General features: G+C 62.2%; 25 protein-coding genes and 1 tRNA gene. 11 read left to right on the top strand and 15 right to left on the bottom strand.

All coding sequences use genetic code 11. The features are described from left to right. Positions 1–18: 18 nt before the first annotated feature. From FJ942_RS17410 to FJ942_RS17400, 3 genes are read left to right on the top strand one after another with little or no spacing between them, the layout of a single operon-like run. Positions 19–945, top strand: a complete 927-nt coding sequence (locus FJ942_RS17410) for an ABC transporter permease (RefSeq protein WP_224681046.1) — start codon at positions 19–21, stop codon at positions 943–945. After that, a complete protein-coding gene (locus FJ942_RS17405; RefSeq protein WP_140817538.1) occupies positions 942–1898 on the top strand; it encodes an ABC transporter permease in 957 nt (318 codons plus the stop codon). The genes FJ942_RS17410 and FJ942_RS17405 overlap by 4 nt, the downstream gene beginning before the upstream one ends. A gap of 2 nt (positions 1899–1900) precedes the next feature. Continuing rightward, positions 1901–3217 (top strand): ArgE/DapE family deacylase, encoded by a 1317-nt coding sequence (locus FJ942_RS17400; RefSeq protein ID WP_140521014.1) that lies wholly within the window; start codon positions 1901–1903, stop codon positions 3215–3217. Positions 3218–3412: 195 nt separating this feature from the next. Here FJ942_RS17400 and FJ942_RS17395 read toward each other — a convergent pair whose 3' ends face one another. From FJ942_RS17395 to FJ942_RS17365, 7 genes are all read right to left on the bottom strand, one after another. After that, the gene (locus FJ942_RS17395) at positions 3413–4291 is read right to left on the bottom strand and encodes an SMP-30/gluconolactonase/LRE family protein (protein WP_140817536.1); all 879 of its coding nucleotides are present in this window, start codon (positions 4289–4291) and stop codon (positions 3413–3415) included. 37 nt (positions 4292–4328) lie between these two features. Next, positions 4329–5291, bottom strand: a complete 963-nt coding sequence (locus FJ942_RS17390; RefSeq protein ID WP_140517090.1) for a 3-keto-5-aminohexanoate cleavage protein — start codon at positions 5289–5291, stop codon at positions 4329–4331. Further along, complete coding sequence (locus FJ942_RS17385; protein WP_140898352.1) at positions 5288–6235, bottom strand: 3-hydroxyacyl-CoA dehydrogenase; 948 nt, start codon at positions 6233–6235, stop codon at positions 5288–5290. Before FJ942_RS17385 ends, FJ942_RS17390 begins: the two co-directional genes overlap by 4 nt. A 10-nt stretch (positions 6236–6245) precedes the next feature. Continuing rightward, entirely contained in the window at positions 6246–7052 is an 807-nt protein-coding gene (locus FJ942_RS17380; protein ID WP_140495799.1) for an SDR family oxidoreductase, read from the bottom strand. A gap of 13 nt (positions 7053–7065) precedes the next feature. After that, a complete protein-coding gene (locus FJ942_RS17375; RefSeq protein ID WP_140898350.1) occupies positions 7066–9132 on the bottom strand; it encodes an ABC transporter permease in 2067 nt (688 codons plus the stop codon). Then, positions 9129–10670 (bottom strand): sugar ABC transporter ATP-binding protein, encoded by a 1542-nt coding sequence (locus FJ942_RS17370; RefSeq protein WP_140564219.1) that lies wholly within the window; start codon positions 10668–10670, stop codon positions 9129–9131. Before FJ942_RS17370 ends, FJ942_RS17375 begins: the two co-directional genes overlap by 4 nt. A 75-nt stretch (positions 10671–10745) precedes the next feature. Further along, positions 10746–11873, bottom strand: coding sequence for a sugar ABC transporter substrate-binding protein (locus FJ942_RS17365; RefSeq protein WP_140495797.1), 1128 nt, complete (start codon positions 11871–11873; stop codon positions 10746–10748). A 216-nt stretch (positions 11874–12089) separates the two neighbouring features. Between FJ942_RS17365 and FJ942_RS17360 the strand changes: the two genes are divergently transcribed. From FJ942_RS17360 to FJ942_RS17330, 7 genes are all read left to right on the top strand, one after another. Beyond that, positions 12090–12770 (top strand): GntR family transcriptional regulator, encoded by a 681-nt coding sequence (locus FJ942_RS17360; protein WP_140495796.1) that lies wholly within the window; start codon positions 12090–12092, stop codon positions 12768–12770. Between the two features lie 283 nt (positions 12771–13053). Further along, positions 13054–13938: a cytochrome c oxidase subunit II gene (gene coxB / locus FJ942_RS17355; protein ID WP_140521021.1), complete on the top strand. Its 885-nt coding sequence runs from the start codon at positions 13054–13056 to the stop codon at positions 13936–13938. 21 nt (positions 13939–13959) lie between these two features. Further along, positions 13960–15729, top strand: a complete 1770-nt coding sequence (gene ctaD, locus FJ942_RS17350; protein WP_140495794.1) for a cytochrome c oxidase subunit I — start codon at positions 13960–13962, stop codon at positions 15727–15729. Beyond that, positions 15726–16430, top strand: coding sequence for a cytochrome c oxidase subunit 3 (locus FJ942_RS17345; protein ID WP_140495793.1), 705 nt, complete (start codon positions 15726–15728; stop codon positions 16428–16430). Before ctaD ends, FJ942_RS17345 begins: the two co-directional genes overlap by 4 nt. 13 nt (positions 16431–16443) lie before the next feature. Further along, entirely contained in the window at positions 16444–17163 is a 720-nt protein-coding gene (locus FJ942_RS17340) for a heme-copper oxidase subunit III family protein (RefSeq protein WP_140495792.1), read from the top strand. A 9-nt stretch (positions 17164–17172) separates the two neighbouring features. Next, entirely contained in the window at positions 17173–17571 is a 399-nt protein-coding gene (locus FJ942_RS17335) for a cytochrome C oxidase subunit IV family protein (RefSeq protein ID WP_140495791.1), read from the top strand. A gap of 190 nt (positions 17572–17761) precedes the next feature. Next, positions 17762–18235 (top strand): aminoacyl-tRNA deacylase, encoded by a 474-nt coding sequence (locus tag FJ942_RS17330; RefSeq protein WP_140495790.1) that lies wholly within the window; start codon positions 17762–17764, stop codon positions 18233–18235. A 59-nt stretch (positions 18236–18294) separates the two neighbouring features. Here the strand turns inward: FJ942_RS17330 and FJ942_RS17325 are convergent, their stop codons facing one another. The 5 genes from FJ942_RS17325 to tig all read right to left on the bottom strand — a co-directional run bounded on the left by FJ942_RS17325 (position 18295) and on the right by tig (position 23246). After that, entirely contained in the window at positions 18295–19116 is an 822-nt protein-coding gene (locus FJ942_RS17325; RefSeq protein ID WP_140495789.1) for a DUF2189 domain-containing protein, read from the bottom strand. 312 nt (positions 19117–19428) lie between these two features. Further along, a complete protein-coding gene (locus FJ942_RS17320) occupies positions 19429–20364 on the bottom strand; it encodes a heme o synthase (RefSeq protein WP_140898348.1) in 936 nt (311 codons plus the stop codon). 151 nt (positions 20365–20515) lie between these two features. Continuing rightward, the gene (locus FJ942_RS17315; RefSeq protein WP_140517292.1) at positions 20516–20896 is read right to left on the bottom strand and encodes a cytochrome c family protein; all 381 of its coding nucleotides are present in this window, start codon (positions 20894–20896) and stop codon (positions 20516–20518) included. Between the two features lie 192 nt (positions 20897–21088). Further along, a complete protein-coding gene (locus FJ942_RS17310; RefSeq protein WP_140495786.1) occupies positions 21089–21607 on the bottom strand; it encodes a hypothetical protein in 519 nt (172 codons plus the stop codon). A 163-nt stretch (positions 21608–21770) separates the two neighbouring features. Continuing rightward, positions 21771–23246 carry a trigger factor gene (tig, locus tag FJ942_RS17305; RefSeq protein ID WP_140495785.1) on the bottom strand — a complete coding sequence of 492 codons (1476 nt, stop codon included), beginning with the start codon at positions 23244–23246 and terminating at the stop codon, positions 21771–21773. Between the two features lie 475 nt (positions 23247–23721). Between tig and FJ942_RS17300 the strand changes: the two genes are divergently transcribed. After that, positions 23722–23806 (top strand) — tRNA-Leu (locus tag FJ942_RS17300). Between the two features lie 62 nt (positions 23807–23868). On the opposite strand, the gene FJ942_RS17295 is transcribed toward FJ942_RS17300, so the two are convergent. The 3 genes from FJ942_RS17295 to FJ942_RS17285 all read right to left on the bottom strand — a co-directional run bounded on the left by FJ942_RS17295 (position 23869) and on the right by FJ942_RS17285 (position 25982). Further along, positions 23869–24087, bottom strand: a complete 219-nt coding sequence (locus FJ942_RS17295) for a hypothetical protein (RefSeq protein ID WP_140495784.1) — start codon at positions 24085–24087, stop codon at positions 23869–23871. Between the two features lie 195 nt (positions 24088–24282). Next, positions 24283–24867 carry a GDYXXLXY domain-containing protein gene (locus FJ942_RS17290; RefSeq protein WP_140564089.1) on the bottom strand — a complete coding sequence of 195 codons (585 nt, stop codon included), beginning with the start codon at positions 24865–24867 and terminating at the stop codon, positions 24283–24285. Further along, entirely contained in the window at positions 24864–25982 is a 1119-nt protein-coding gene (locus tag FJ942_RS17285; protein WP_140564090.1) for a DUF2157 domain-containing protein, read from the bottom strand. The genes FJ942_RS17290 and FJ942_RS17285 overlap by 4 nt, the downstream gene beginning before the upstream one ends. Between the last annotated feature and the right edge of the window lie 215 nt (positions 25983–26197).

Genomic DNA, 26197 nt, shown 5'->3' with positions numbered 1-26197 from the left:
AACGGGCGGGAGTGGTCCTTGCTTGCCGCCTGTCTCCTGGCGATCGTCATCTTTTCTGTCGCATCGCCCCACTACGCGACGCCAGGCAATGCGGCGACCGTCCTGCGCAACAGCGTCGAACTGCTGCTGATCGGCCTTGGCATGACATTGCTGCTTGCCATGGGCGGCATCGACGTGTCGATCGGCATCATCATGGGCCTCGCGGCCATTGCCATCGGCCGCGTGCTCAGCGCCGACGGCAGTCCGCTGCTGGCGCTCATCGCTGGCCCGGCGGTCGGTGCGCTGCTCGGCTGCGTGACGGCCACCGTCGTCGTCCTCGGTCGCGTTCCGGCAATCGTGGGAACGCTCGGCCTGCTTGGCGTCTACCGCACCGCCGTCTTTGTCCTTCTCGGCGGGCAGTGGCTCTCGGGCCTGCCCTCGAGCCTTACCAATGTTCTGGCAACCACCGTACTCGGCATTCCAGTCCCAGCCATCGTCATTGCCATCGCCTATCTGGTCGTCTGGCTGGCGTTGCGGCGAACCCCCTACGGGCCGCATCTGCTCGCGATCGGCAATTCCGAGGAAAAGGCCCGGCTGTCCGGAATCCCCGTGGTCAAGGTACGCTTCATGACCTTCGTCATCAGTGGCGTCCTGACTGGCATTGCCGCCACGTTTTACGTCGCCACCTACCGCAATGTGGAGATGACGATCGGCAGCACGCTGGCGCTCGATGCGATCGCCGCGGTCATTCTCGGCGGCACGAGCATATTGGGCGGCAGATGCAGCTTGATCGGCACGGTCTTCGGCGTACTGCTTCTGAGAATTCTCCAGAATGGATTGCTCCTGATCGGCGTCCCCTCGCTTTGGCAGCCTGTGGTTACCGGCGTTCTCATCATCGGCGTGCTTGGCTTCGAAGCCGTCTCCAACCGGCTGCCGCTTGCCCAATTCCTGCGAGCCCGCGCATGAACAGGATCCGGAACCTGCAGGGCCCCGCCCTCACTTTGGCTCTGCTGTGCGGCCTTTGGCTGGTCGTTATTGTCGGCCTGCTGGCGCTCAAGCCTTCGGTCTTCAATCTCGGCACCGTCACCACGATTTTGCAATTTTCGACGATCCTGGCCCTGGTCGGCCTTGGACAGGCGCTGGTCGTCCTGGCCGGGGGCGCGGGCATCGACCTGTCCGTTGGCGGCGCCGTTTCGCTCTCGGCGATCGTTGCCATGCTTTCCCTGAAGCTGGGGTTGCCACCCCTTCTGTTGCCGGTCGTCTGCATCCTGGCTGGCGCTATGCTCGGCGCCTTGAACGGATGGCTGGTGAACGGGCTCGCCCTTCTCCCCTTCATCGCGACGCTGGGAACATTTTTCGTGTATTCCGGCCTGGCGCTTGCGGTCACCGGCGGCGCGGCCCAGTCCGGCGTGCCTGCCTGGCTGCTCGTTTGGGGGCGCGGTGCGATCATGGGCATCCCCGTGCCTTTCCTTACGCTCGCCATCCCCTGCTTCGCGCTTGCCGGTCTCGTGCTGCTCTCGACAGCCTGGGGACGCTGGATCTACGCCATGGGCTTCAATGAACGCTCGGCCAAACTGGTCGGCATTCCGGTCGATCGCGTGCGCTTCATCCTTTATGTGCTGAGCGGCGCGCTTGCCGGTGCGGCCGGCCTCGTCTCTCTCGCCTGGCTCGGCAGCGGCAGGCCCAATATCGGCCAGAACCTCGAACTGGAATCGCTGACCGCGGCCATGCTGGGAGGCATCGTCATCACTGGCGGGCGCGGTGGCGTCGGCGGCGTGTTCGCGGCCGTCCTGCTGCTGGTCACGCTGAAGACCGGCCTTCTGCAATTGAACATCAACACGGTCTGGCAGGTGGGGATTGTCGGCGCCCTTCTGGTTTTCGTCCTTCTCGCCGACCGACTTTCCCAACGTTGGAGATAACAATGCCTTCCATGGAAGAGACCATCGCCGCGCGCGTCGAGGCAGCCGCCGAGCGCATCGTCAAGACGCTGAGCGATCTCGTCGCCTTCCCCTCGATCGTGAAATCGAATCCGAAGGAGGCCGGCCCGGGCGAGCGCGATTGCCAGCTCTACCTGCAAAAGCGCCTTGAGGCGCTCGGCTTCTCGACCGATCTCTGGGATCCGGACGGACCGGCGCTCTACGAAAAATACAAGGGACGTGCCGGCGCCAACAAGGGCAGAACGTTCGAGGGCCGGCCTAATCTCGGCGGCGTTTTGAAAGGTACCGGCGGCGGGCGGTCCATCATGCTGACCGGCCATATCGACGTCGTGCCGCCGGGTGCCGCCGGGCACTGGACCACCGATCCCTTCCAGCCTGTCCTGAAGGATGGATTCCTGCACGGTCGCGGCACGGTCGACATGAAGGGCGGCGTCGCCTGCATGCTGATGGCGGTCGAAATCCTGAAGGAACTCGACGTTTCCCTCTCCGGCGACGTCGTCTTCACCACCGTCGTCGACGAGGAAATCGGCGGCATGGGGTCGCTCGCCATGGTTGATCGCGGCTTTCGCGCCGACGCCGGCATCATGACGGAACCGACGGCGAACAGGATCGCACCGCTTTGTCACGGCATTCTGTGGGGCAAGATCATCATCGACGGCATAGGCGGCCATGCCGAACTGACGCCGAACGCCTGGTATTCGAGCGGCCCGGTCGACGCCGTCCAGCTTTGCCGGCAGATCCTTGACGGCATCGACATCCTCAACCGGCGATGGATGTTCGATCCCAGGAAGAACCACCCGCTGATGGACCTGCCCAACCAGATCATCGTCACCCAGATCAATGCCGGCGAACATCCATCCTCCATGGCAGGACGCGGCGAGATCATCATCGACGCACAGTATCTGCCGAGCGAGCATGACGAGTTCAGGCTGGGCGGCAATGTCAAACGCGAAATCGAAGAGCACATCGCCAATGTCTGCCAGGCGGATCCTTATCTGCGAAAGCACCCTGCCCGTGTCGAATGGATCCTCGATGCCGATTGCGCCGAGATCCCGTCGGACAACCCCTTTGTCGGCCTGTTCCAGGAGGCCGTCAAAGCAGCCGACCTGTCGCCGGCCCTGAGCGGCTTCGGTGCACACAGCGACATCGGCCTGCCGACCGGCCTAGGCAACACCCCGACCGTCAACTTCGGTCCTGGCGATCCGGCGCAGGCGCATCAGCCGAACGAGCGCGTTTCGGTGCGCGATCTCGTCGACTGCACGAAGGCCATCGCCTTAGCGGTGGAGAAATGGTGCCGATAGTTTTTAGCTGATTGCGAGCGGCAGGAAGTTTGCGGAAGACGTCCGGGAGGAGCGGCGAGAGCAATTCCACGAAAAATGTGTACGGTTTTCCCGGGAAAAGCGCGTAGCGCTTTCCCTACGGAATTGCGCAAAAACAAAGAGATAGAGCGGTTCGCCGTTTCCATGAAACGGTGAACTGCTCTAAGCGGCCGCCCGTCAGCCACCAAACCTCGGCTCGGGAACTCCGGTCACGCCAAGGCCGGTGATGGCGAACAGGCTGCCGCGCAGCACGCCATCGCCGGGAAAACGCGGCAGCGGCGGCTTGGCCATCGAGGTGACGTAGAGCGTGTCGAGCTTCGGTCCGCCGAACATGGCGCTGGTGATCTTCTTCACCGGCATGTCGATGATACGGTCTATGCTGCCGTCCGGCGCGTAGCGCACCAGGCGGCCGTCATAGACCAGCGCATTCCACAGACAGCCTTCGGCATCGACGGTCGAGCCGTCGGCGGCACCACCGCGGCTGGTATCGACGCGAACGAAGGTGCGGCGGTTGCTGGCCGCACCGGTCTCGATGTCGTAATCATAGGCCCAGATCTCGCCGGTCCAGGTATCGGCGAAATAGAAGGTGCGGTCGTCGGGGCTCCAGCATGGACCGTTGGAGCAGATGATGCCGGAATCGATCCTGGTGACGGAGAAATCCGGATCAAGCCGATAGAGACCGCCGGAAGGCCCCTCCTCCATCGTGTCCATCGAGCCGGCGAAGAAGCGGCCGCGCCGGTCGACCTTGCCGTCGTTGAGACGGTTCATCGGCTTGTCCGGCTCCGGATCGTGGATCAGCGTCACCTCGCCGGTGGCGAAATCGAGCAGATGGAAACCGCGCTGCAACGAGACGACAGCGCCGCCGCCATCCTTGCGCAGCGCCATCGAGCCTATCTTCATCGGCACGTTCCAGGAGCGGATCTCGCGCCCGTCGGCGGTCGCGCGGAAGACGCGCCCGTCGAAACTGTCGATCCAGTAGAGACGCTCCTGCTCGACGTCCCAGAGCGGTCCCTCGCCCAGCGTCGTCTTCACGTCCACCACGACTTCGATCTTCATGCCGTCCTCCTCTTTGCTCGCGCGGCGATTGGCTGCGTCAGAAAGCGACCTTGTCGCCGCCCTTCAGCGACAGGATCTCGCGCGCTTCGTCCGGCGTCGCCACCTCCATGCCGAGCCCCTCGATGATCTTGCGCGCCAGCACGACCTGCTCGGCATTCGACTTGGCAAGCTTGCCCCTGCCGGCCCACAGGCTGTCCTCCAGCCCGACCCGGATGTTGCCGCCGAGTGCTGCCGATTGCGCGGCGATGCGTAACTGACTGGCGCCGGCGCCGAGCACCGACCAGCGGAACTGGTCCCCGAACAGCCGGTCCGCTGTGCGCTTCATATGCGCGACATCCTCCGGATGCGTGCCGATGCCGCCCAGCAGGCCGAACACCGACTGCACGAAGAAGGGCGGTTTCACCAGCCCACGGTCTGCGAAGTGGGAGAGATTGTAGAGATGCGCGATGTCATAGCACTCGAACTCGAACCGCGTGCCGTTGTCGTAGCAAGTCGCGAGAATGTACTCAATGTCCTTGAACGAGTTGCGGAAGACGAGGTCGCGCGTCGCTTCCAGATGCGGCTTTTCCCAGTCGAACTTGAAGGTCTCGTATTTGTCGGCGAGGTGATAGAGCCCGAAATTGATCGAGCCCATATTGAGCGAGGCTACCTCCGGCTTGAACTGGGCGGCCGGGCGCACCCGCTCCTCGACCTTCATGTAGGGGCTGCCGCCGGTGGTGATGTTGATGGCGGCGTTGGTGCCTTGCTTGACGCGCGGCAGGAAACGGGCAAAGGCCTCCGGCGTCTGGTCGGGCTTGCCGGTCTCCGGATCGCGGGCATGCAGATGCAGGATCGCGGCGCCGGCTTCCGCGGCGGCGATCGCCTCCGAGGCGATCTGGTCCGGCGTGATCGGCAAATAGGGCGACATGGTCGGCGTGTGGATCGCCCCCGTCACCGCGCAGGTGATGATGACCTTGCCCCTGGCCGCCGTGGCGCCGGGCTTGCGGCTGGTTTCTTTCATTGTCCGAACTCCTGATCCGATTTCTTCTTGTGCGCCGCCAGCGCCATCAGCCGGCGATCGCGCCAGACCTGCCGATCGCCCAGTTTCTCCCTGGGCAAGCGCCTGCTACGCTCGGCCTCGACGGTTTCCATCACCTCGCCCGCCCAGTCGACGCGACGCAGCATCTGCGGGAAAATATTGGAATAGATGCCCTGGTAGCGCTCGGCATAGTCGCGCACGCCGCCCGGCGCGTTGAGATCGATGGTCTCGAAGGGCCCCATGAACGACCAGCGCAGCGCCAGCCCGTCGCGGATGCCGATATCGACGTCCTCGACGCTGGCATAGCCGTCGGCGACAAGCCGGAAAGCTTCCTCGAGCAGCGCCCCTTGCAGCCGGTTCATGATGAAGCCGTCGAGCTCGCGCTTCATCACCAGCGGCGCGTGGCCGGCATCGAGGAGGAAGGCGCGCGTCCTTTCGAGCGTCTCGGCGGACGTCCACGGCGCCGGCACCACCTCCGCCGCCGGAATGAGGTAGGGCGGGTTGATCGGATGCACGACCAGGCAGCGGTGCCGCCCCGGGAGATGATCGGTGAATTTCGACGGCAGCAGCGCCGAGGTGGAGCTGGCGATCACCGCCTGCGGGCCGGCCAGCGCGTCGATGTGCGAGAACACCTCGCGCTTCACCTCGAGATTTTCCGGTGTGTTCTCCTGGATATGCACGGCGCCGGCCAGAGCCGCGTCCAAGTCTCCCATGACGACGATGCGCTCGAGCACCGCGTGCGCGGTCTGTCCGCGCAGCAGATCATTCGAAGCGAGATCGCCGAGCACGCCTTCTATGTAGTCGCGCGCGCCGCCTGCCGCGACCGGCGACTGGTCCCACATGCGCACATCATGGCCGGCGCGCGCGAAGCTGATCGCCCATGCCCGTCCGATGAACCCGCTTCCGACAATTGCAACCCTGGCCATGGCTTGCTCCTCAAAGCGTTTCGACGTTGCCGTCGACGCCGAGCGACTGGCCTGAAATGTTGATGCCCGCGTCGGACAGCAGGAATGCGACCATCGAAGCCACGTCGTACGGGCTGGTCATGCGGCGCAACGAGATGTTCTGCAAATAGCGTTCGGTCATCTCCTGATGGCTGATGCCGACCTGTTTGGCGCGTGCCGAGATAACGCTCTCGATGCGCGGCCCCTCTATGATGCCCGGCAGGATGGCGTTGACCCTGATCCCGTGCGGCCCAAGCTCCTTGGCAAGGCTCTGCGTGAAGCCGATGACGCCGAATTTGGCCGCCGAATAGGGCGTGCGGAACGCATAGCCGTGGCGGCCGGCCGCCGACGACATCGAGACGATCGAACCGCCGCCGGCCCCCTTGATGAGCGGCACGGCGCGCCGTGCGCACAGGAACTGGCCGGTCAGGCCGATGTCGAGACAGCGCCTCCAGTCGGCCGGATCGATTTCGTCGACGCCGCCGGTCGGCCCGGCGATGCCGGCATTGTTGATCAGTGCGTCGAGGCCGCCGAGTTTCTCCTCCACCGCCTCGAACAGCCGGTCGACATCGTCGTCGCGCGACACGTCGGCCTTGACCGCTGCGACGAGCGCCATCTTCTTGGGGGCGGCCGCCAGGGCTTCGTCGGACACATCGCAAACGACGATGCGCGCACCGAGCCGCGACAGCGTTTCGGCAATGGCGAAGCCAATGCCGCCGGCGCCTGCCGTGACCAGGACACGTTGCCCTTTGAGCCCCGCCAGGAATTCGTCGGGCGATTTGGGTGCGCTCGTGCTCATGATTCCATTCCCTTCATTGTATGCGTCTTTCGCGCAGCGCCATGACGGCGCCGAGCACCACCAGCCCGAACAGGATCGCCCGTGTGGCGTAGGGCAGCGTCGTGCCGGCCAGAAGCATCTGCAGCGCCGTCAAAAGCAGCACGCCGCCGAGCATGCCGAGATAGTGGCCGCGCCCGCCGGTGATCAGCGCGCCCCCGACCACGACAACGGCGATGGACGGCAGGAGATAGTCGTCGCCCATGCCGAGGCTGGCCTGGCCGGAAAAGCCGGTCAGCATGACGCCGACGATGGCCGCGCACAATGCCGACAGCATATAGACGAAGATCAGCGTCCGTCCGACGGCGATGCCCGAAAGCTGGGCCGCGCGCGGGCTGTTGCCAATGCCGTAGACCTTCCGGCCGAAGGCGGTGCGGCCGAGCAGCAGCACCGCAAGGGCCACGAAGACGACCATGAACGGCACGACCGGCGTCACCACCCATAGCTTGCCGGTCATGAACCAGCGCAGCATGGGCGAGGAGAAGCCGGCCGGCGTGCCTTGCGAATAGAGAAGCGCGAAACCTTGCAAGATGCCGTTGGTGGCGAGTGTCATGACGATCGGCGAGATGCCGAGGAAAACGATGCCGATGCCGTTCGCCAGTCCGATAAGACAGGCGATGGCGAGCACCACCGGCAGCGCATAGGCGAGTGCCGCGTCCGATCCGTTGACCATGCCGGCAAGGAGGATGCCCGACAGGCCGATCGTCCACGGCACCGACAAGTCGAGCCCGCCTGTGAGGATGACGCTGCCCTGCCCGAGCGCAAGCACGGCAAGGAAACTCGACAGCACGAACAGCGAGTTCCAGTAGCTGGGATTGAAGATGGCCCGGCCGAGCCAGATCTGGGTGACGATCATGACGACGGCCAGGCAGACATAGGCCGGCAGCGCGTAGCGCAGCGCCTCGGCATTGCGCACGCGAAAGCCGGGCGCCTGTCCTGAAATGGGCGTTTTGTGAGCGATGCGCAATCTGCGGTCGGTGGGATCGAGTTGCGACGGCAGCATGCCGGCACGCCAGGCGGCGAGCCGCGCGCGCAAGGCGCGGATTTGGTAGGCGAGGACGGAGCCATGCGACAGCGAGCCCGCGAGCACGGCAAGGATCAGGATGGTGCCCTCGGCAATGGTCGAATAATAGGCCGAGACGTTGAGCACGAGCAGGACGTTGACGACCATCATCAGGATATAGGCGCCGAAGACGGTGCCGAACTGACCACCCTGCCCGCCGCCGAGCCGCGTGCCGCCGACCACGACGGCGGCGAACATCGACAACAGCAGCGGATTGCCGACCAGCGGATCGCCGCTGCCGGTCTGGGCGCTGATGAACACGCCGGCAAGCCCGTAGCAGCCGCCGGCGATGACATAGACGAGGAAGCGCACGAGAGCGACGCGCACGCCGACCGCGGCCGCAGCGTCTGGATCGCTGCCGACCGCGTAAAGCGCCGTGCCGAACCGCGTGCCTTTCAGCCAGAACCATGCCAGCAGGACCATGCCGATGACGACCAGCGGCATGGGCAACCAGCCCGGGATCGCATCGCCGAGATAGAAGGCGCCGAGATCGGGCGAGACGAAGCCGCCGGGCTTGTCCATGACCAGCAGTGTGATGCCTTGCAAGATGAACATGGTCGACAGCGTGACGACGATGGGCTGCATGCGCAGCACCGCGATGAAGAAGCCGTTGAACGCCCCGACGAGCATGCCGACGCCAATGCCGGCCATCGTCCACAGCCAGACGCTCGCTCCGGTCGCCATCGGATCCATCGACGTGGCCAGCACCACATTGACCAGCGAAACCACGGCGCCCGCCGACAGGTCGAAACCGCCGGACAGGATGACGATGGTCTGGCCCATCGCCGCCAGCGCCGAGGTGGCGCCGCCGCTCGACAGGAACGAAATGTCGAAATAGGTAAGCCGCCCGGCGCTGATCAGGTCGACGACGACGAGCAGCACTGCAAAGACGATCGCCGCGATGATGGCGCCGCGATGCCGCGCCAGGAGGCGCACCAGGGATCCGGCCTGTCCGGTTGCCGTCGAACCGACCGCGCTCACTGTGCCGCCTCCAGGATATTGCCGTCGTGTCCCAGCGCCGGCCGCATGATCGCGCTCTCGGTGATCTCGTCGCCGGCGAGCTCGGCCACCAGCCGTCCGTCATAGAGAACGAGCACGCGGTCGCATTGATGGACGAGTTCGGGAATTTCGGTCGAATGCAGCAGGATCGAGCCGCCGGCCGCCACGTAGTCGCGCATCATCACGTAAAGCTCATGCTTGGTGCCCACATCGATGCCGCGGGTCGGATCGAAGAGCAGCAGGATGCGGCTTTCGGCGACCAGCCATTTGGCGATGGCGATCTTCTGCTGGTTGCCGCCGGAAAAGGCGCCGGCCCTTGTCCACAGCGCACGCTTGTCCACCTCGACCGTCGAGAAGGCCGCCTGCACGGCGCGTGCTTCCTCCTCCTCGCGGATCAAGCCGAGCCGGGTGAAGCGGCCGACCACCGGCAGGGATGCATTCTGCCGGCCCGACAATTTCAGGAACAGACCTTCGGTCTTGCGATCCTCCGGCACCAGCCCGATCGCCATGTTGGGCCTCAGCGCATCGGCCGGCGAGCCGAGCCACACTTTGCGGCCGTCGACCATGACGTGGCCGCGTTCGATCTCGGCCATGCCGAAGCAGGCGAGGAACAGGTCCAGCTGGCCCATGCCCTGAAGTCCGGCGATGCCGAGGATTTCGCCCCTGCGCAAATCGAAACTGGCGCCATCGAGTTTTCTGCCCGCCTTGAGGTCGCGCACGCCGAGCACCGGCGGACCGAAGACTGCCGCGCCCTCAGGCTTTGGCGGAAAGGTCTGCGCGAGAGCGCGGCCGATGATCTTCTCGATCACATCCTCGTCCGACATGTCGGCCACCGGTGCGGTGATGATGTGGCGGCCATTCCGAAGGATGGTCAAGGTATCGCAGAAGGCCCGCACTTCGCGCATGCGATGGGTGATGAACACGACCGTCGTTCCGGCGGCTTTGAGCCGCGCGATGGTCGTTCCCAGCCATTCGACGTCGCCGCCCGAAAGCGTCGAGGTCGGCTCGTCCAGCAGCAGGATGCGCGGTTTCCGGTAGACGGCGCGGGCGATCTCGATCTTCTGGCGGACCGCGAGATCGAGCGTCGCCACCTCCGCGTCGAGATCGACCGAAAAACCGAGATCGGCAATGTGCCGGCCGACTGCCTTGCGCGCGGCCGACCGCCTGATCAATCCGGTCGGGCCGGATGGCGCATAGGGCAGCAGCATATTGTCGAGAACGCTGAGGTCGCGGACCAGCGTCATCTCCTGGAACGCCGTCTGCACCCCGCGTTCATGCGCGGCGCGCGGCGAACCGAGCGCGGCCGGCGCGCCAAGGATGCTGATCTGGCCCTGATCGGGCCGCACCAGTCCCGATAGGAGCTTGACCAGCGTCGACTTGCCGGCGCCGTTCTCACCCAGCAACGCGTGCACGCTGCCAGGCGAGATCGCGAAGGAGACGTCGTCAAGCGCGACCGTCGCGCCAAACGCCTTGCGTATGCCGTTGACGGCAATAGCCGGCACATGCGTTGTTGAAGTCATCATTCCCGGTTCCGGCATGCCATGCTTGCGGGCGCGTGGAGCCCACAGTGCCCCACGCGCACGGATTGCTGAAGCCTACTCCTCGGGCTGGCCGACGAGCGCCGCGTTGAGGCCGATCTCGGGCGTCTGGTCGGAGAAGATCGACGCGAACCAGCCGGGGTTGGAAACCAGCGACGGTTTGAAGGTGTTGCATCCGGCCTTCATTTCGGCCCAGGTGCCCTCGTTGCAAAGCTTGCTCGTCTCGTTGGTGACGATCGGCAGCGGCAGGATTGTCGCTTTCGGCACATCCTTGCCCTCGATCGCCTCGATGGCGAGCTTCAAGGCGAGCGCGCCGGAATAAGGCGGCGAGGCATACGAAATGCGCGGCGCGCCGAGCGGTGCATAGGGAGAAGCAGCACCCTCGACCTCCGTCCCTTCCGGCAGCATCTGGATGCGGCCGCCATTGGAGCCTTCACCGGCGCAAGGCAGAAGCTGGCTGGCCTTCCTGCCCGCCTCGAGCTGCATCGAATTGGCGGTGAAGCAGCCTACCTGCATCCACAGCCCGTTAATGTCGTCCCAGCTGCGCGTGGCGAGAATCTTGGAGAGTTCGGTGCGTGCCACCGCCTGGCTCCACATGCCGACCGCTTCGCCGACGATCTTGATGTCCGGATATTTGGCGAACACCGCCTTGGCGGCCTTGGTGCGCAGCTCGTCGACCGAAGTGCCGGGAACGCCGGTCACGGCGATGATGTTGCCCTTGCCGTTGAGCTTCTTGGCCAGCCATTCGGCTGTCACCCTGCCAGCCTCCTCCTGGTCGATATGGACATTGTAAGCGCATGGCTCGGTGATCTCGGCGTCGTAGGCGAAGACCTTGACCCCCTTCTCGCAAGCGTTCTTGACGACCTGGTTCAGCGCCGTCGGCGAGATCGGATAAATCACGATCGCCTCCGCTCCCGCCTGCACCATGGCGTTGATCTGCTGGATTTGGCGCTGCGCATTCGGCCCGGCCACCTGGACCTGCAGGTCGACCTTGTCGACCAGGCTCTTGTGCGAGGCCATCGCCTTGACCATGTTCGCCGCCTCGGCCTGCCAGTCATTGCCGATGAAGCTCATGCTGAGAAAAATCTTGTGTTTTTCAGCGGCCTCGGCCGCGGAGATGCCAAAAGCACAGGCAGCCATGCCGGCCAGCAGCGCAAGCCGCCGGGCTTTCAATCCGATACCCATTATGAAACTCCTCCCGATCCGAACGATCGGATGCCTCCCAAGGGCACGAGACGTGACCTTGCCATCCGATATCGCAACCGTATCACCATTTGATCAAAGATCAATGATGAAATATGCTCATAACAAGGCGACGGCGGGGGTGCTTGACGCCGCAGCCGGAAGCCTGCATTCCGGATACGGGTTATGGCGCAGCTTGCGCGGGAAGGTTGAGGGGAGATGGCTGGAGCGGCGTTCAGAAAGCCGGGTGTCGAGATCGCGCCCCTGTCCAAGGAGACCTTGCAGGACAGGGTCTATCGCCATGTCACCGAATTGATCCTCGACGGCAGCATCGTGCCGGGCGAGATGGTAACGGTGCAAAGCCTTGCCGATGCTTTCGGCGTCAGTCCGATGCCGGTCAGGGAGGCCCTGCGGCGGCTGACCGCCGCCAACGCGCTGATGGTGGTTTCAGGCCGCTCGATCGGCATTCCCGCACTCAGCCGCACACGCCTCGTCGATCTGAGAAACGTCCGCTTCGAGATCGAAGCGATCGCCGCCGCATGGGCGGCCGAGCGTATGGACGACCAAGCTATCGCCCGGCTGCGCCAGCATCTGGACGCGCTCGAACAGGCCAATGCGGCGGGAGACGTCAAGTCCTATCTGCGCGCCAACTACGCCTTTCATTTCTCCATCTACCGGGCGGCCGGCTCCGAGAACATTCTCAACATCATCGAGAACTTGTGGCTGCAGATCAGTCCTTATTTCAACATGCTGCACGATTCCGGAAACTATTCGACCGCCAATGCGCACCATCAGGAGATGTTCGCTGCGTTGCGTGACCGGGACGCGGAAGCGGTCAAGGCCGCGGTCCGCGCCGACATCGACGCCGCCTTCGACGTTCTGGTCGGCCTGCTGAAATAGCACAAACGAAACTTCGTCGGCGCGAAGATCGAATTCGGCCTGCCGACGTGGCTTGGCACACCCACCGTCGACTTCGCCCAAACGATCCGGCGCAGGCGCATCAGCCGGACGAACGCGTCCCCGTGTGTGATGGACGGCTCCTCTCGAAGGGTTGGCGCAGGCAAGGCGGGATTTTTCCCGTCAAGACAGTCGGCTCTAGAATTGCGACCCCAAATCAAGCTATGATGCACTTGGCATTTCCGGAGACGGCTTCGCGCCCCTGGAATGCCGGGAGGAACGGGACATGGCCTTCGCGCTTGTACTCGTTTTGATAGTTGTGGGCTCGGTGCTGTTCCACCTCCTGAGCCCATGGTGGTGGACGCCGATTGCCTCGAACTGGGACTATATCGACAACACCATCATCATAACTTTCTGGATCACCGGCGTCGTCTTTGCCGCCGTGGTTTTGTTCATGGCCTATTGCGTCTTCCGCTTCCGTCATCGGGAAGGCAATCAGGCGGCGTATGAACCGGAGAACAGGCGGCTCGAATCCTGGCTGACGGTTGTCACCGCGGTCGGCGTAACGGCTTTGCTGGTTCCCGGCCTGTTCGTCTGGAACCGGTTCGTCAACGTTCCGAGCGACGCAACCGTGGTCGAAGTTGTCGGCCAGCAATGGCAATGGAGTTTCCGCCTGCCCGGCAAGGACGGCAAGCTCGGCACATCCGACACCCGCGGCGTCACCGCTGACAATCCGTTGGGCGTGATCACCAGCGATTCCAATGGCCAGGACGATGTCGTGGTCGAAGCGGCCGATCTGCATCTGCCGGTTGGCAAGCCGGTCAAGATGTTACTTCGCTCGATCGACGTGCTGCATGATTTCTATGTGCCGGAATTCCGCGCGAAAATGGACATGATCCCGGGCTCGGTCACCTATTTCTGGTTCACCCCAACGAAAACCGGAACCTTCCAGGTCCTGTGCGCTGAACTCTGCGGCCAAGGACATCCGATGATGCACGGTGTGGTGATGGTCGATACGCAGGAGGATTATCTGGCGTGGCTTGGCCAGCAACAGACGTTTGCGCAATTGTCGGCGCCCCAGCAGACGGGCTCGGCAAGCCAGGCGCCGGGTCCAACGACGGTGTCAAGTTCGAGGATCGCAGCAAAGCTCGAAACCGTCGGGTCTCGCTAAAAAGGACACGGAGGTGTTCCTATGGTCGATATTACCCCTGCAGATGCCATCCCGCCGGCCGAAGTCGCGGAAGTCGAACTGTATCATCCGCACAGTTGGTGGACGAAATACGTCTTCTCGCAGGACGCCAAGGTCATTGCCATCCAGTATTCGGCGACGGCAACGGGAATTGGCCTGGTCGCCCTGGTGCTGTCCTGGCTGATGCGGCTGCAACTCGGCTTTCCCGGCACCTTCGACTTCATCACGCCTGAAGCCTACTACCAGTTCATCACCATGCACGGCATGATCATGGTGATCTATCTGCTCACGGCGCTCTTCCTCGGCGGTTTCGGCAACTACCTGATCCCATTGATGGTGGGGGCTCGCGACATGGTCTTTCCCTATGTCAACATGCTGAGCTACTGGATCTACCTGCTTGCCGTGCTGGTTTTGGTGTCGAGCTTCTTTGCGCCTGGCGGACCGACGGGGGCCGGCTGGACGCTGTACCCGCCGCAGGCAATCATGACCGGCACACCGGGGGGCCAGGACTGGGGCATCATCCTGATGCTCGTCTCACTGATCCTGTTCATCATCGGCTTCACCATGGGCGGGCTGAACTATGTCGTGACGGTGTTGCAGGGCCGCACGCGCGGCATGACGCTGATGCGTCTGCCGCTGACTGTCTGGGGCATCTTTACCGCGACCGTCATGGCTCTGCTCGCCTTCCCGGCGCTATTCGTCGCCTGTGTGATGATGCTGCTTGATCGGACGCTCGGCACCAGCTTCTTCATGCCGGCGATCGTCGAAATGGGCGAGCAATTACAGCATAATGGCGGCAGCCCGATCCTGTTTCAGCATCTGTTCTGGTTCTTCGGCCATCCCGAAGTCTACATCGTGGCCCTTCCGGCCTTCGGCATCGTGTCGGACCTGATCAGCACCCATGCGCGCAAGAACATCTTTGGCTATCGCATGATGGTCTGGGCCATCGTCGGCATCGGTGCGCTGAGCTTCGTCGTCTGGGCGCACCACATGTATGTCAGCGGCATGCATCCCTATTTCGGTTTCTTCTTCGCCACCACGACATTGATCATCGCGGTTCCGACCGCCATCAAGGTCTACAATTGGGTGCTGACGTTGTGGCGCGGCGACATCCACCTCACCATACCGATGCTATTTGCCCTGGCTTTCATCGTCACCTTCGTCAATGGCGGGTTGACCGGGCTGTTCCTTGGCAATGTCGTGGTCGACGTCCCGCTGTCGGACACGATGTTCGTCGTTGCCCATTTCCATATGGTCATGGGGGTCGCGCCGATCATCGTGATCTTCGGTGCGATCTACCACTGGTATCCGAAGGTCACCGGCCGGATGCTGAACGAGGCGCTGGGCCGGTTCCATTTCTGGGTCACCTTCCTCGGCGCCTACCTGATTTTCTTTCCCATGCACTACCTCGGACTGATGGGCGTGCCCAGGCGTTACAATGAACTGACCGATATGACGGTGATGACAGAATCGGCCCACCATCTGAACTCGTTCATCAGCATCATGGCGTTCATCGTCGGCTTTGCCCAGATTGTGTTCCTGTTCAATCTGATCTGGAGCATCCGTCATGGCCGCGAGGCCGGCGGCAACCCGTGGCGGGCCACGACCCTCGAATGGCAGACGCCGCAAACACCACCGGCCCATGGCAATTTCGGCAAAGACCTACCGATCGTCTATCGCTGGGCCTATGACTACAGCGTACCGGGCGCCAAGGAGGACTTTATCCCGCAAAACGTACCGGGCTCCTTCGGTCCCTCCAAGGAGCCGGCATGAGCGTCATTCTGGTCTTCATGCTCGTGATCGCCGGTTTTGCCGGATGGTGGCTTTCCCACCAGCGGCTGATGACCAAGCCATGGCTCGAGCAAGGTATGGCCGGGGATTTTGTTGGTATGGAAGGATCGGCGCTACCGACCGCCAAGATCGGCCTCGGCGTCTTCCTGGCGGTCGTCGGCTGTCTGTTCGCGCTGATCACCAGCGCCTACTTCATGCGCATGGCGCTGTCGGACTGGCAGGCGCTGCCGCTGCCGCGGCTGCTCTGGTTCAACACCGGCATGCTGGTCCTCAGCAGCATTGCGCTGCAATGCGCCTCGCTCGCGGCGCGTAAGGGTCAAATGGACATGGTTAAGCTCGGCCTTGCCACCGCCGGGTTTACGGCGCTCTCCTTCCTGATTGGACAGTTTATGGCCTGGCGCGAGCTGTCTGCCGATGGCTACTTTCTGGCTTCCAATCCGGCCAACAGTTTCTTCTACCTGCTTACCGGAATGCATGGCCTGCACATACTGGGCGGACTGGTGGGCCTGGGCAGAACAACCGTCGGCGCTTGGAACGGGGCAAGGCCGGCGCGGCTTCGCCTCAGCGTCGAGCTGTGCGCCATGTATTGGCATTTCCTGCTTTTCGTCTGGCTTGCCATCTTCGCGCTTCTGGCCGGCTGGGCCGCGACTTTCATCGATATTTGCCGGGGGTTACTGACGTAGGAGGAACGGGCGGATGGCAGAGACACTCACGCACATCGCTCAGACAGAGCCGCGGCCCGCAGGCTGGCAAGGCATCGCCGCCGACTGGTCCTCGGATCAGCGGGCGTTCAAGAACGTGTCATGGGGCAAGGCCATGATGTGGATCTTCCTGCTCAGCGACACCTTCATCTTCGGCTGCTTTCTGCTCTCCTATATGACCGCGCGCATTTCGACACGCGTGCCGTGGCCCAATCCCAGCGAGGTCTTTGCGCTTCGTATCGGCGGCTCGGATATTCCGCTGATCCTTATTGCCATCATGACTTTCGTGCTGATCTCAAGCAGCGGAACCATGGCCATGGCGGTCAATTTCGGCTATCGCCGCGACCGCCGCAAAACGGCAATCCTGATGCTTCTGACCGCAGCACTCGGTGCGACCTTTGTCGGTATGCAAGCCTTCGAATGGACCAAGCTGATCACCGAAGGCGTGCGGCCCTGGGGCAATCCCTGGGGCGCTGCCCAGTTCGGGTCAACCTTTTTCATGATCACCGGCTTCCACGGCACGCATGTGACAATCGGGGTGATCTTCCTGATCATCGTGGCGCGAAAGGTGTGGCGTGGAGATTTTGACTTTGGGCGGCCCGGCTTCTTTACCAGCCGCAGGGGCCGCTACGAGAACGTCGAGATCATGGGACTCTACTGGCATTTCGTCGACCTGGTCTGGGTCTTCATTTTCGCGTTCTTCTATCTTTGGTGAGAGGCAGATATGGCTGAAGCAACCGCAAACGGCCTCGGGCAACACACGCTGCACGCTACTCATGACGCGGCGACGACCGGCGCCCCCCCGGCAGAAGTTCATCAGGAGCACCCGATCAAGCTTTATCTGGTGGTCTGGGCATGGCTGTTCATTCTCAGCACCTGCTCCTATCTGATCGATTATTTCGGTCTGCACGGCTATCTCAGATGGTCGCTGATCCTGATCTTCATGATCCTCAAGGCAGGGCTCATCGTCGCCATTTTCATGCACATGGCCTGGGAACGGCTGGCGCTGACATACGCAATCATCCTGCCGCCCGTGCTGGTGTTGGTATTCGTGGCGATGATGGTCTTTGAAGCGGATTACACGCTTCTCACCCGGATGGCGTTTTTCGGGGCTGGGCCCTGACGCCAAATCGGAGTTCAGACCTTGTCGATGGCCGATCAGGGATTCCGACGATGCTGCGGGCGGTCCGGTGCCGCCACCCTCGCCTTGAAACAATCGACGGTTGGGCCATCTTTATTCATACCGAAACGACGGAAGCGAAATGATTGCCGCGTTTTGACCTGCGTCGCGAACTCAGCAAGGGACGCCCAAAATGACAATCGCAAACAAACTGAAGGACTATATCGACCGGAAAGGGATTTCCTACGATACTGTCGCGCATCATCGCACGGCCACAAGCAGGCAGGCCGCCATAGCCGCGCACGTGCCCGGCAGCATAATGGCCAAATCGGTGCTCGTTCACCACGATCTGGGTTATGCGCTGGCCGTGGTCCCCAGCACACATAGGATCGAGCTCGGCGCGTTGCAGAAGGTCATGGACAAGAATCTTGGACTCGCCACCGAAGATGAAGCGGTTTCGCTCTTTGGCGATTGCGATACCGGCGCCATTCCGCCGATCGGCGCGGCCTACGATGTGCCGGTAGTCCTTGACGAAAGCCTTGGCGGTGCCGCCGATATCTATTTCGAGGGCGGCGATCACAGGACGCTGGTGCGTGTCAGCGGCAAGGATTTCCGTAACCTGACTATGGGCGCCCACCAGGCCCGCTTCAGCCATCCGGCTTACTGAAGCCGGAAAGGGCTCTGATCAACCTGCACGCACCGGTCCTTGCCGGCGCGGCAGGGAGTTCATCGAGGCGCCGGTCCGGCCGTCGGCGGCGGTTCCACGACCTTGCGGTAGACATGCCAGGTAGCGTGACCGAGGATCGGCAGCACGATCGCCAACCCCGCGAATACTGGCAGCGTGCCGATGATCAGGGCGACGGCGACAATCAGGCCCCATACCGCCATCACGATCGGGTTCGCCAGCACCACGCGCACCGAGGTGTGGATGGCTTCATAGGCGCCGACATCTCGCTCGAGCAACAACGGGAAGGCGACGACCGTCGTGCACAGCACGATCGCAGCGAAGACGAAGCCGATGGCGTGCCCCAGGATGATGAGCGTCCAGCCGCGTCCTGTGGCGAATATGTCATTGATGAAGCTGGAGAAGGATTGCGGTGGGGCGGGGCCGAACAGGTGTTGGTAAAACGCCTGCGCAGTCAAAAGCCAGGCGATGAAGATTGCAAGCAGCATGATCGCAACCGCGGCGATGGCTGGCAGCGCCGGAGAATTCCTGACCTCGAAGGCGGCCCTCCATGAGGCGTCTAGCCCGGCTTCCCGTCGCCGGCTGATCTCATAGAGGCCGATTGCGGCGAATGGACCAATTAGCGCAAATCCGGACACGAGCGGAAACAACAATGGGAGCGTGTTATTGCCTGATGTCCAGACTGCAAGCACGACCCCCGCAAGCGGGTAGATCAGGCAGAGAAAAATGATGTGCGACGGTTTGACCATGAAATCGTCGACGCCGCGCCTGAGCGCATCGAAAAGGTCGGTGACACCGATCTTGCGAATTCTGGTGTGCTCCAGCGTCTCGCTGGCGCCTGCTATGACGTGAAAGCTTGCCATGACCATTCCTCCAGACAGGTCTGGTAAGGCCGCGGTTTCACGGTGCTGCCGTTCTGCATGACTGGCCACGCAAACCGCGACCTGCACCAGGATCAATATACTCTCATGCGAGCGACTTGTCGCGCTTTGTAAGAAGGTTGGGTAAGAAGGCCCGGTCGCCTGTCTAGCTCTGGACGCCTTTCTTCGATATTCTCCTCAAGTCGAAGGTGAAGGGTCATGGACGGAAGGACAGTTCTCATACTCGGCCTTGGCGTCGTTGTTCTGCTGCTGCTGGGTTTTTGCGCACTGCCGACGTAATGTTTTGCGCCGGCGTCAATGGCCGGCTGATGCGATCGTACGCATTACAATAGTGTCGGCAAGTAACGTTGCAAAGATCGCGAACAGATAGAAAATCGAATAAGAAAACAACGCCTTTGCTTGCTTCATCTCCTTGTCGGGGATGGTGAGCACCTTGCAGGCGCGCCAGACGAATCCCGCACCCAAGACGGTCGAGACAGTCCCGTAATATCCGCTCGCGAATCCAAAGGCCCAGGGAAGCACGCCGATTGGCGCCAGAACCAGCGAATAGGCCAAGATTTGCTTTCTGGTCGAGGGTTGGCCAGCCACGTTCGGCATCATGGGGATGCCTGCCGCGGCGTACTCTCCGACCTTGAACAGGGCTAGCGCCCAGAAATGCGGTGGTGTCCAGAGGAAAATGATCAGGAACAGAATGATGCTTTCAATGCCGATGGCGCCGGTGGCAGCAGCCCACCCGATCACCGGAGGAAGAGCGCCTGCCGCGCCACCTATGACGATGTTCTGCGGTGTCGAGCGTTTCAGCCAGATCGTATAGATGACGACGTAGAAGAAGATGGTGAATGCCAGCAGCGATGCGGCAAGCCACCCCACCAGCACGCCAAGCACGGTCACCGAAAGTGCGGAAAGCACCAGACCGAAGCCGAGGGCTTCGCCTGGCGCGACGCGGCCCGACGGGATTGGCCGCTTGGACGTGCGAGACATCAACGCATCTATGTCCGCGTCGTACCACATGTTGAGCGCCCCGGCCGCGCCTGCTCCCATCGCAATCGCACTGATGGCGATCACCGCGATGACCGGATTCGTCGGGCCAGGCGCCGTCATTAGGCCCACGAAAGCAGTGAATACGGCAAGCGCCATGACCCGCGGTTTTAAAAGCGCGAAGAAATCACCCGCCGTCGCTTCCGGAAGGCGGATGACGATATCCTTGAGGCGGCTTTCCCTAGTCGACATCTCAGACCGATGGAAGCAAGAAACCTAGGCCATGATCCCGAACCGAAGGCACGCGTGAGCGAAATTGAAACCCGGTTTTTGCTTACGCGGCCCTTCGGGTTCGGACGAGATCACGGCGAACGAGAGGATAGACGCATGGCGGAGGAGAAAGTCACTTGGAGAACGTTTTCAAATAGGCGATGACGTTGGTCACGTCTGCATCGTTCTTGAGGCCGGGAAACGCCATCTTGGTGCCTTTGACCATGGCCTTGGGATCGTGAAGATAGGTCGTCAGTGTTGGTTCGTCCCATTTGACGCCGGATTTGCCGGCCGCAATCATGGCGTCGGAATATTTGAAACCGGGATGCGTACCGGCAGTGCGGCCGATGACGCCGTGCAGCGATGGACCGATCTTGTTCTTGTCCTCGTCCGCAATGTGGCAGGCCTTGCATTTGGTGAAGACCTTCTCGCCAGCCGCAGTATCCTGAGCCTGCGATGGATTGGCGACGAAGGTTGCAACAAACACGACGGCGAAAAATGCGGCTAAGCGCATGACTTTTTCCTCCCTGATCGTCAAATGCGCCTGAGACGATCTGGTATAAGCCAGCATCGCCAGCGAAGCGCCTTGTACGGCAGAACAGATTGTCCACTTCTCCCATATGAAATTGCGGCCTCTATATACCACGGAATCTGGCCGGCAGGTAGAAGAGGTCGACCTACAAAGGTTTAGGTTGTCCGCAGCGGATCAAGGCATAGCAGTGTTGCAGCTGCCGGCGAGCTGGCTGACCGCTTCATCAAATCCGGTCAGATCGAAATCGGCGTGGCCCCGCCCCGACAGCAGCCCGAAGCGCCACGAAAGCTGGAGCCGGTTCGCGGCGGTAAGGCGCTTTATGCCGTCGGCGCCATCGCGCACCAGCATGCGGCCGCGCGGGCCGACCAACCAGCTCTCGTCGAACTTGTTGTCGCCGTCGACGGTGACCGACATGGTGATCTTGCGATTGGCCGAGACGGTGTCGTTCAATTGCAACCATTCGGTCCAGCGCGGTTGGCTGTCCGGGCGGCAGGCGATGGTCAGGATCGGGCTATAGCTCAGGGCGCCACCGCCGGTGATCAGCTTGTTGGTGGCATGGACCGAAGCCGTGACAAGGCCGTCATCGTCCGTGCCGATGCGCCAGGTGCCGGCATCGGCCTGGGCGAAATCGCAGGCGAAGGCCAGGACGATCGCCAAGGCGACGACGCGTCGCGTTTCGAAGAATAGGCTCAACCGCCCCTCCAACAACCCTGTGGTTTGCAGCAGGAGCGCAGATAGTGATCAATGCTTGGTATCGACAATGGTCACCGTCCGCGAAACGGATTGGCTGTTGCAGTTTCGCAACGAAAAAGGCCGCCTCGAGGGGCGGCCTTCGTCAGTTCCATCAACTCGGGATTTACTCGGCGTCCTTGGCGGCCTTTTTCTTCGGCGCTGCCTTCTTCTTCGGCTCTTCCGCGTCATCGCTCTTCTTGTCTTCAGTCTTCTTCGACGCGGCCTTCTTCGCCGGCTTCGCCTTGGTCGCGGTTTCGGCTTCCTCGTCGTCGGCCATCAGCTCTTCCTTGCTGACCTTGACGTCGGTGACCGAGATCTGCCCGAGCAGGTGATCGACCACCTTCTCCTCGAACATCGGCGCGCGCAGCGCATTCAGCGCCTCGGGATTGTTGCGGTAGAACTCGAAGGCTTCCTGCTGCTGGTTGGCCGGGAAGCGACGAACCTGCTCGAACAGACCGCGCTGCAATTCCTCGTCCGACACGGTGACCCCGGCCTTCTCGCCGATCTCGGCCAGCACAAGACCAAGGCGCACGCGGCGCTCGGCGAGCCGCATATATTCGGCGCGCGCTTCTTCCTCGGTCGTCTCTTCATCGGCGAAGGTGCGGCCGGCCGCTTCCAGATCGCGGTTGACCTGCGCCCAGATGTTATTGAACTCGGCCTCGACAAGCCTCGAAGGCGCCTCGAACGAGTAAGCCGCGTCAAGCTGGTCGAGCAGCTGGCGCTTGACCTTCTGGCGCGTCATCGAGCCGAACTGGCTCTCGATCTGGCCACGCACCACATCGCGCAGGCGCTCCAGCGATTCCAGGCCGAGGTTCTTGGCGGTCTCATCGTTGATTTCGAGTTCGCCCGGCTTGGACACTTCTTTGACCGTGACGTCGAAAGTCGCTTCCTTGCCGGCCAGATGCGCCGCCTGGTAGTTTTCCGGGAAGGTCACGGTGACCTGCTTTTCATCGCCGGCCTTGGCGCCGATGAGCTGATCCTCGAAGCCCGGAATGAATTCCTTGGAGCCAAGCACCAGCGGCTGATCCGTGCCGGCGCCGCCGGCAAAGGCCTCGCCGTCGATCTTGCCGACATAGTCGATCGTGACGCGGTCGCCTTCGGCCGCCTTGCCGGTCTTCGGCTCGTAGCTGCGCGCCGATTCAGCGACGCGCTTGACCTGCTCGTCAATCTCCGCGTCAGGGACGTCGAACACCTGGCGCGTCACCTTGATGTCGGAAAAATCCTTGATCTCGATGGGCGGGATGATCTCGTAGTTAAGGCGGAATTCGAAGTCGGCGCCGCCGGCCAGGATCTTCTCGGCTTCCTTCTCGTCCTCGGTCATGATGACTTCGGGCTGCATGGCGGCTTTTTCGCCGCGGCCCGAAATGATCGACCGGGTCGAATCGTTGAGGATCTCGTTGACCACTTCGGCCATGAACGACTTGCCATAGACCTTGCGCAGGTGCTGCACCGGCACCTTGCCGGGACGGAAGCCGTTGATGCGAACCTTGTTCCTGGCGTCCGTCAGCCGCGCCATCAGCTTGGCTTCCATGTCACCAGCCGGCACGGTGATCTTGATCTCGCGCTTGAGACCGGAATTGAGTGTTTCGGTGACCTGCATCGTAAAACCTTTGTTTTCACCAATGAGGCTGCCAAACGGCTCTCTGCCGTTCACAGCCTGCCGGTATAATCTTGCCGGGAATGGCTTTTGGTACGGAACCTGGCGATTTGACCTGAAATACGGCTCAAACTCTTCCAAACTGCGTTCCAAAATGTGAATAAGTCTTTGTTTTTCCTACTTCTTATCACATTTTGCAGAAGCGGATCGTCGCGTCCCGTCACATTCGACACGCCTTTTGTCACAGGCGAGGCCAATTTTCAACCGTCTTCGCGTTTAGGCGAATAACCATCATTTCGGCCCTGACATTGACAGAATGATGGCTAATGGGATCGCCAGACCGTGCGGGCGTGACGGAATTGCCAGACCCTCAGGTCGCGGCTGGCGGCTGCCGCGATATTCAAAGGACGATGCGGTATTCCACCTCACTCCCAAGACCTCGACAAGGCCGCCGAGGCTCTGCTACAGCCCGCCCGAGGCGCGTGTGGTGGAACTGGTAGACACAGCAGGTTTAGGTCCTGCCGCCGCAAGGCTTGGGGGTTCGAGTCCCTTCACGCGCACCACTGCCGCATGGCATCGGATAGTCCACTAGCGCACAGGCGCTGGCAGGAAATCAGGACACTGCCTAGGCGAGCTTCTTGATACGTCCCTTGTCGAGGCGGAAGATGCCATCGTTACCGCCTTGGCGCTGGAAATCATCCTGCAATTCGTCCCATGTGCCAAGATACTGACCGCAGTCGTCGCACCGGATGCCCGTCGAAGGTTCGGCATCGGCAGGAATCCGCAGCCTTATCGTGCCGCAAAAAGGACACTCCAACTGGTGATCCAAGTACCCGGTCGCCATGGGCTTTCCATCTTTCTGAATGCCACCGCCAGCGTCGAGAATATACCTACCACGCAACACAATCCAGTGGCGAGACGCTAGCGCCGTAAAGGACGCCCCTGAGGTCGATTAGACGTAAGCTTCCAAGGCTTGAGCCTTCGAGGCCGCACCGCCCTCCCCGTTCAAGCTATGGATGGCAGCCCACCCCTGCACACCTTAATATAGAGGCTCCTGAAACAGCGTCTTGTCGCCGTCCACCAGCGCCTTGATCTGGGCGGTGCCGTCGCTGGCCAGTGCAAGACGGATCCCGAACGGGCGTACCCGCATGTCGTTCTGAATTGCCATCCCCGAGCCTTCCGGCAGGTAGAACCGTTCGATGCCGTAATCCGGCGCGATCGTCAGTCCCTCGCCGCGAAGATCCCAGCCTCCGGCGACATGACCGCGAATGTCGGCCTCGTCGGCGCCGGTCGGTGTCGGCGCCGCGCCGAACCACGCGGCGCTCGGCGTCCAGTAGCCGTCGGCGTTCTTCTTCAGACGGACGACGATCGAGGTGTCGTCGCTGGAAAGTTTTCCGGCCGGGATGTTGGCGATCATCTTCACCGGTATGCGCGAGATGTCGTAGCCGAGGATGATATAGTCGCCGCGCAGCAGGTCGCGCGGATCGACAGGCTCGATCTTCAGCAGCACTTCCTTGCCGCTGCGCAGGATCGCCGCCCGGCCGGCGATGATCCAACCCAGGAAGCCGATCTGGACGAGCGCCAGCACCAGCGCCAAGATAACGAGCCTCTTTCCGGTCATCATGCCGTGGCTCCTCCGGTGGCCGGATCCTTCATGCGTTTCTCCACGCGGATGATGACGATCGCCAGGATGCCAAGCAGCACCGCCGCGGCAAGGAAGAAGCCGGCGGTGTCGAGCATCGACTGCAGGGTCACGACATAGATCATGGCGAGTTCGAAGGCGAAGCCGAGATAGGCAAGCCAGCGCAGGCCACGGCTCTCGCGCCCCGCGAGCACAATGGCGGCGACAATGCCGGCCAGCGCGACGACCGAAGCAATGGCGAAGCCTCTGTCGTAGCTGCTTTCGCCGGCCAGTTCGAACTGGATGATGGCCAGTCCGGTGAGGAAGCCAAGCAGAGCATGCAGCGGCAAGCGGCCGCCAAGCTGCACGATCCGGTCTACCGGTTCCGGCGCGAAGAGGGAAGCCACGAACAACAATACCGATACGATGACCAGCGGGATCGCCACAGGCAGCGTCTCGTGATCCACGGCGACCAGCACAAGATAGAAGAGCAGCGACAGGATGATCAGGTGCCGCGCCGCCTGGCTGCGGGTCCAGAACGAGACGGCAAACAGCACAGCCGCCATGACGAGGAAGAGATGCGGAAATTCGCTGCGATTGAAATAGTCGAACCCTTTCAGGAACAGCCAGGCGTCGGCGATGCCGACCGCGGCGACGGTCAGCGGGTTGGACCGCAGCGCCACCGCCGCCAATGCGGTGCCGGCGCCCCAGGCGATCAAGGCCGAGGCCTCGTCGCCCGACAGATGGTACATCTGGCCGATCAGCGCGATCGAACCGCCGAAAGCCGCCGCCGCCACGATCCACAACGCCTCGCCGATCGCCGCGTGGTCGCGGGTTTTCAGCACCGCACCGCCGACATAGCCGCCAAGGATGACGGCAAAGAGCGCGGCAACGCGCGCCAGCCGCGGGATGGCTTCCCAGTTGGCGGCAACGAAGATCAGGATGGCCGCGCCGAACAGCAGCGCCGCCATCATCGCCAGGATCGAACCGAAGCTCAACGACTGGCGCGCGTTGATCTCGACGTCGCGCCGCAATGCATCGGCCGTCGGGGCGTCGATCAGCCCGGCCTCAAGCCATCGCGCAATGTCCGACCTGACCCGTGTCGCGTAGCCCGCCATGCTTCCCCCTGCTGCTTGGTCGGTTTTTCAGCTGGAGCTGCCAAACCGTTGACGTCACGGCACTTTCTGATTCTGGCTTCTTTGTGTCAGGTCCGCGAAGGCCTGTTAATGTTGCATTGCACAATTTGCATTGCTGCCATGCAGCCATAGCGCTTTTAAATCGATATGTGCCCGCCTATTTATGGTTTGTACACAAACGGAATGATCCGCAAGAA

Source organism: Mesorhizobium sp. B2-4-2, from assembly GCF_006442845.1.
GTDB lineage: Bacteria > Pseudomonadota > Alphaproteobacteria > Rhizobiales > Rhizobiaceae > Mesorhizobium.
The sequence above is the reverse complement of the archived record's forward strand: the minus strand, read 5'-3'. Positions and strand labels throughout refer to the sequence as shown.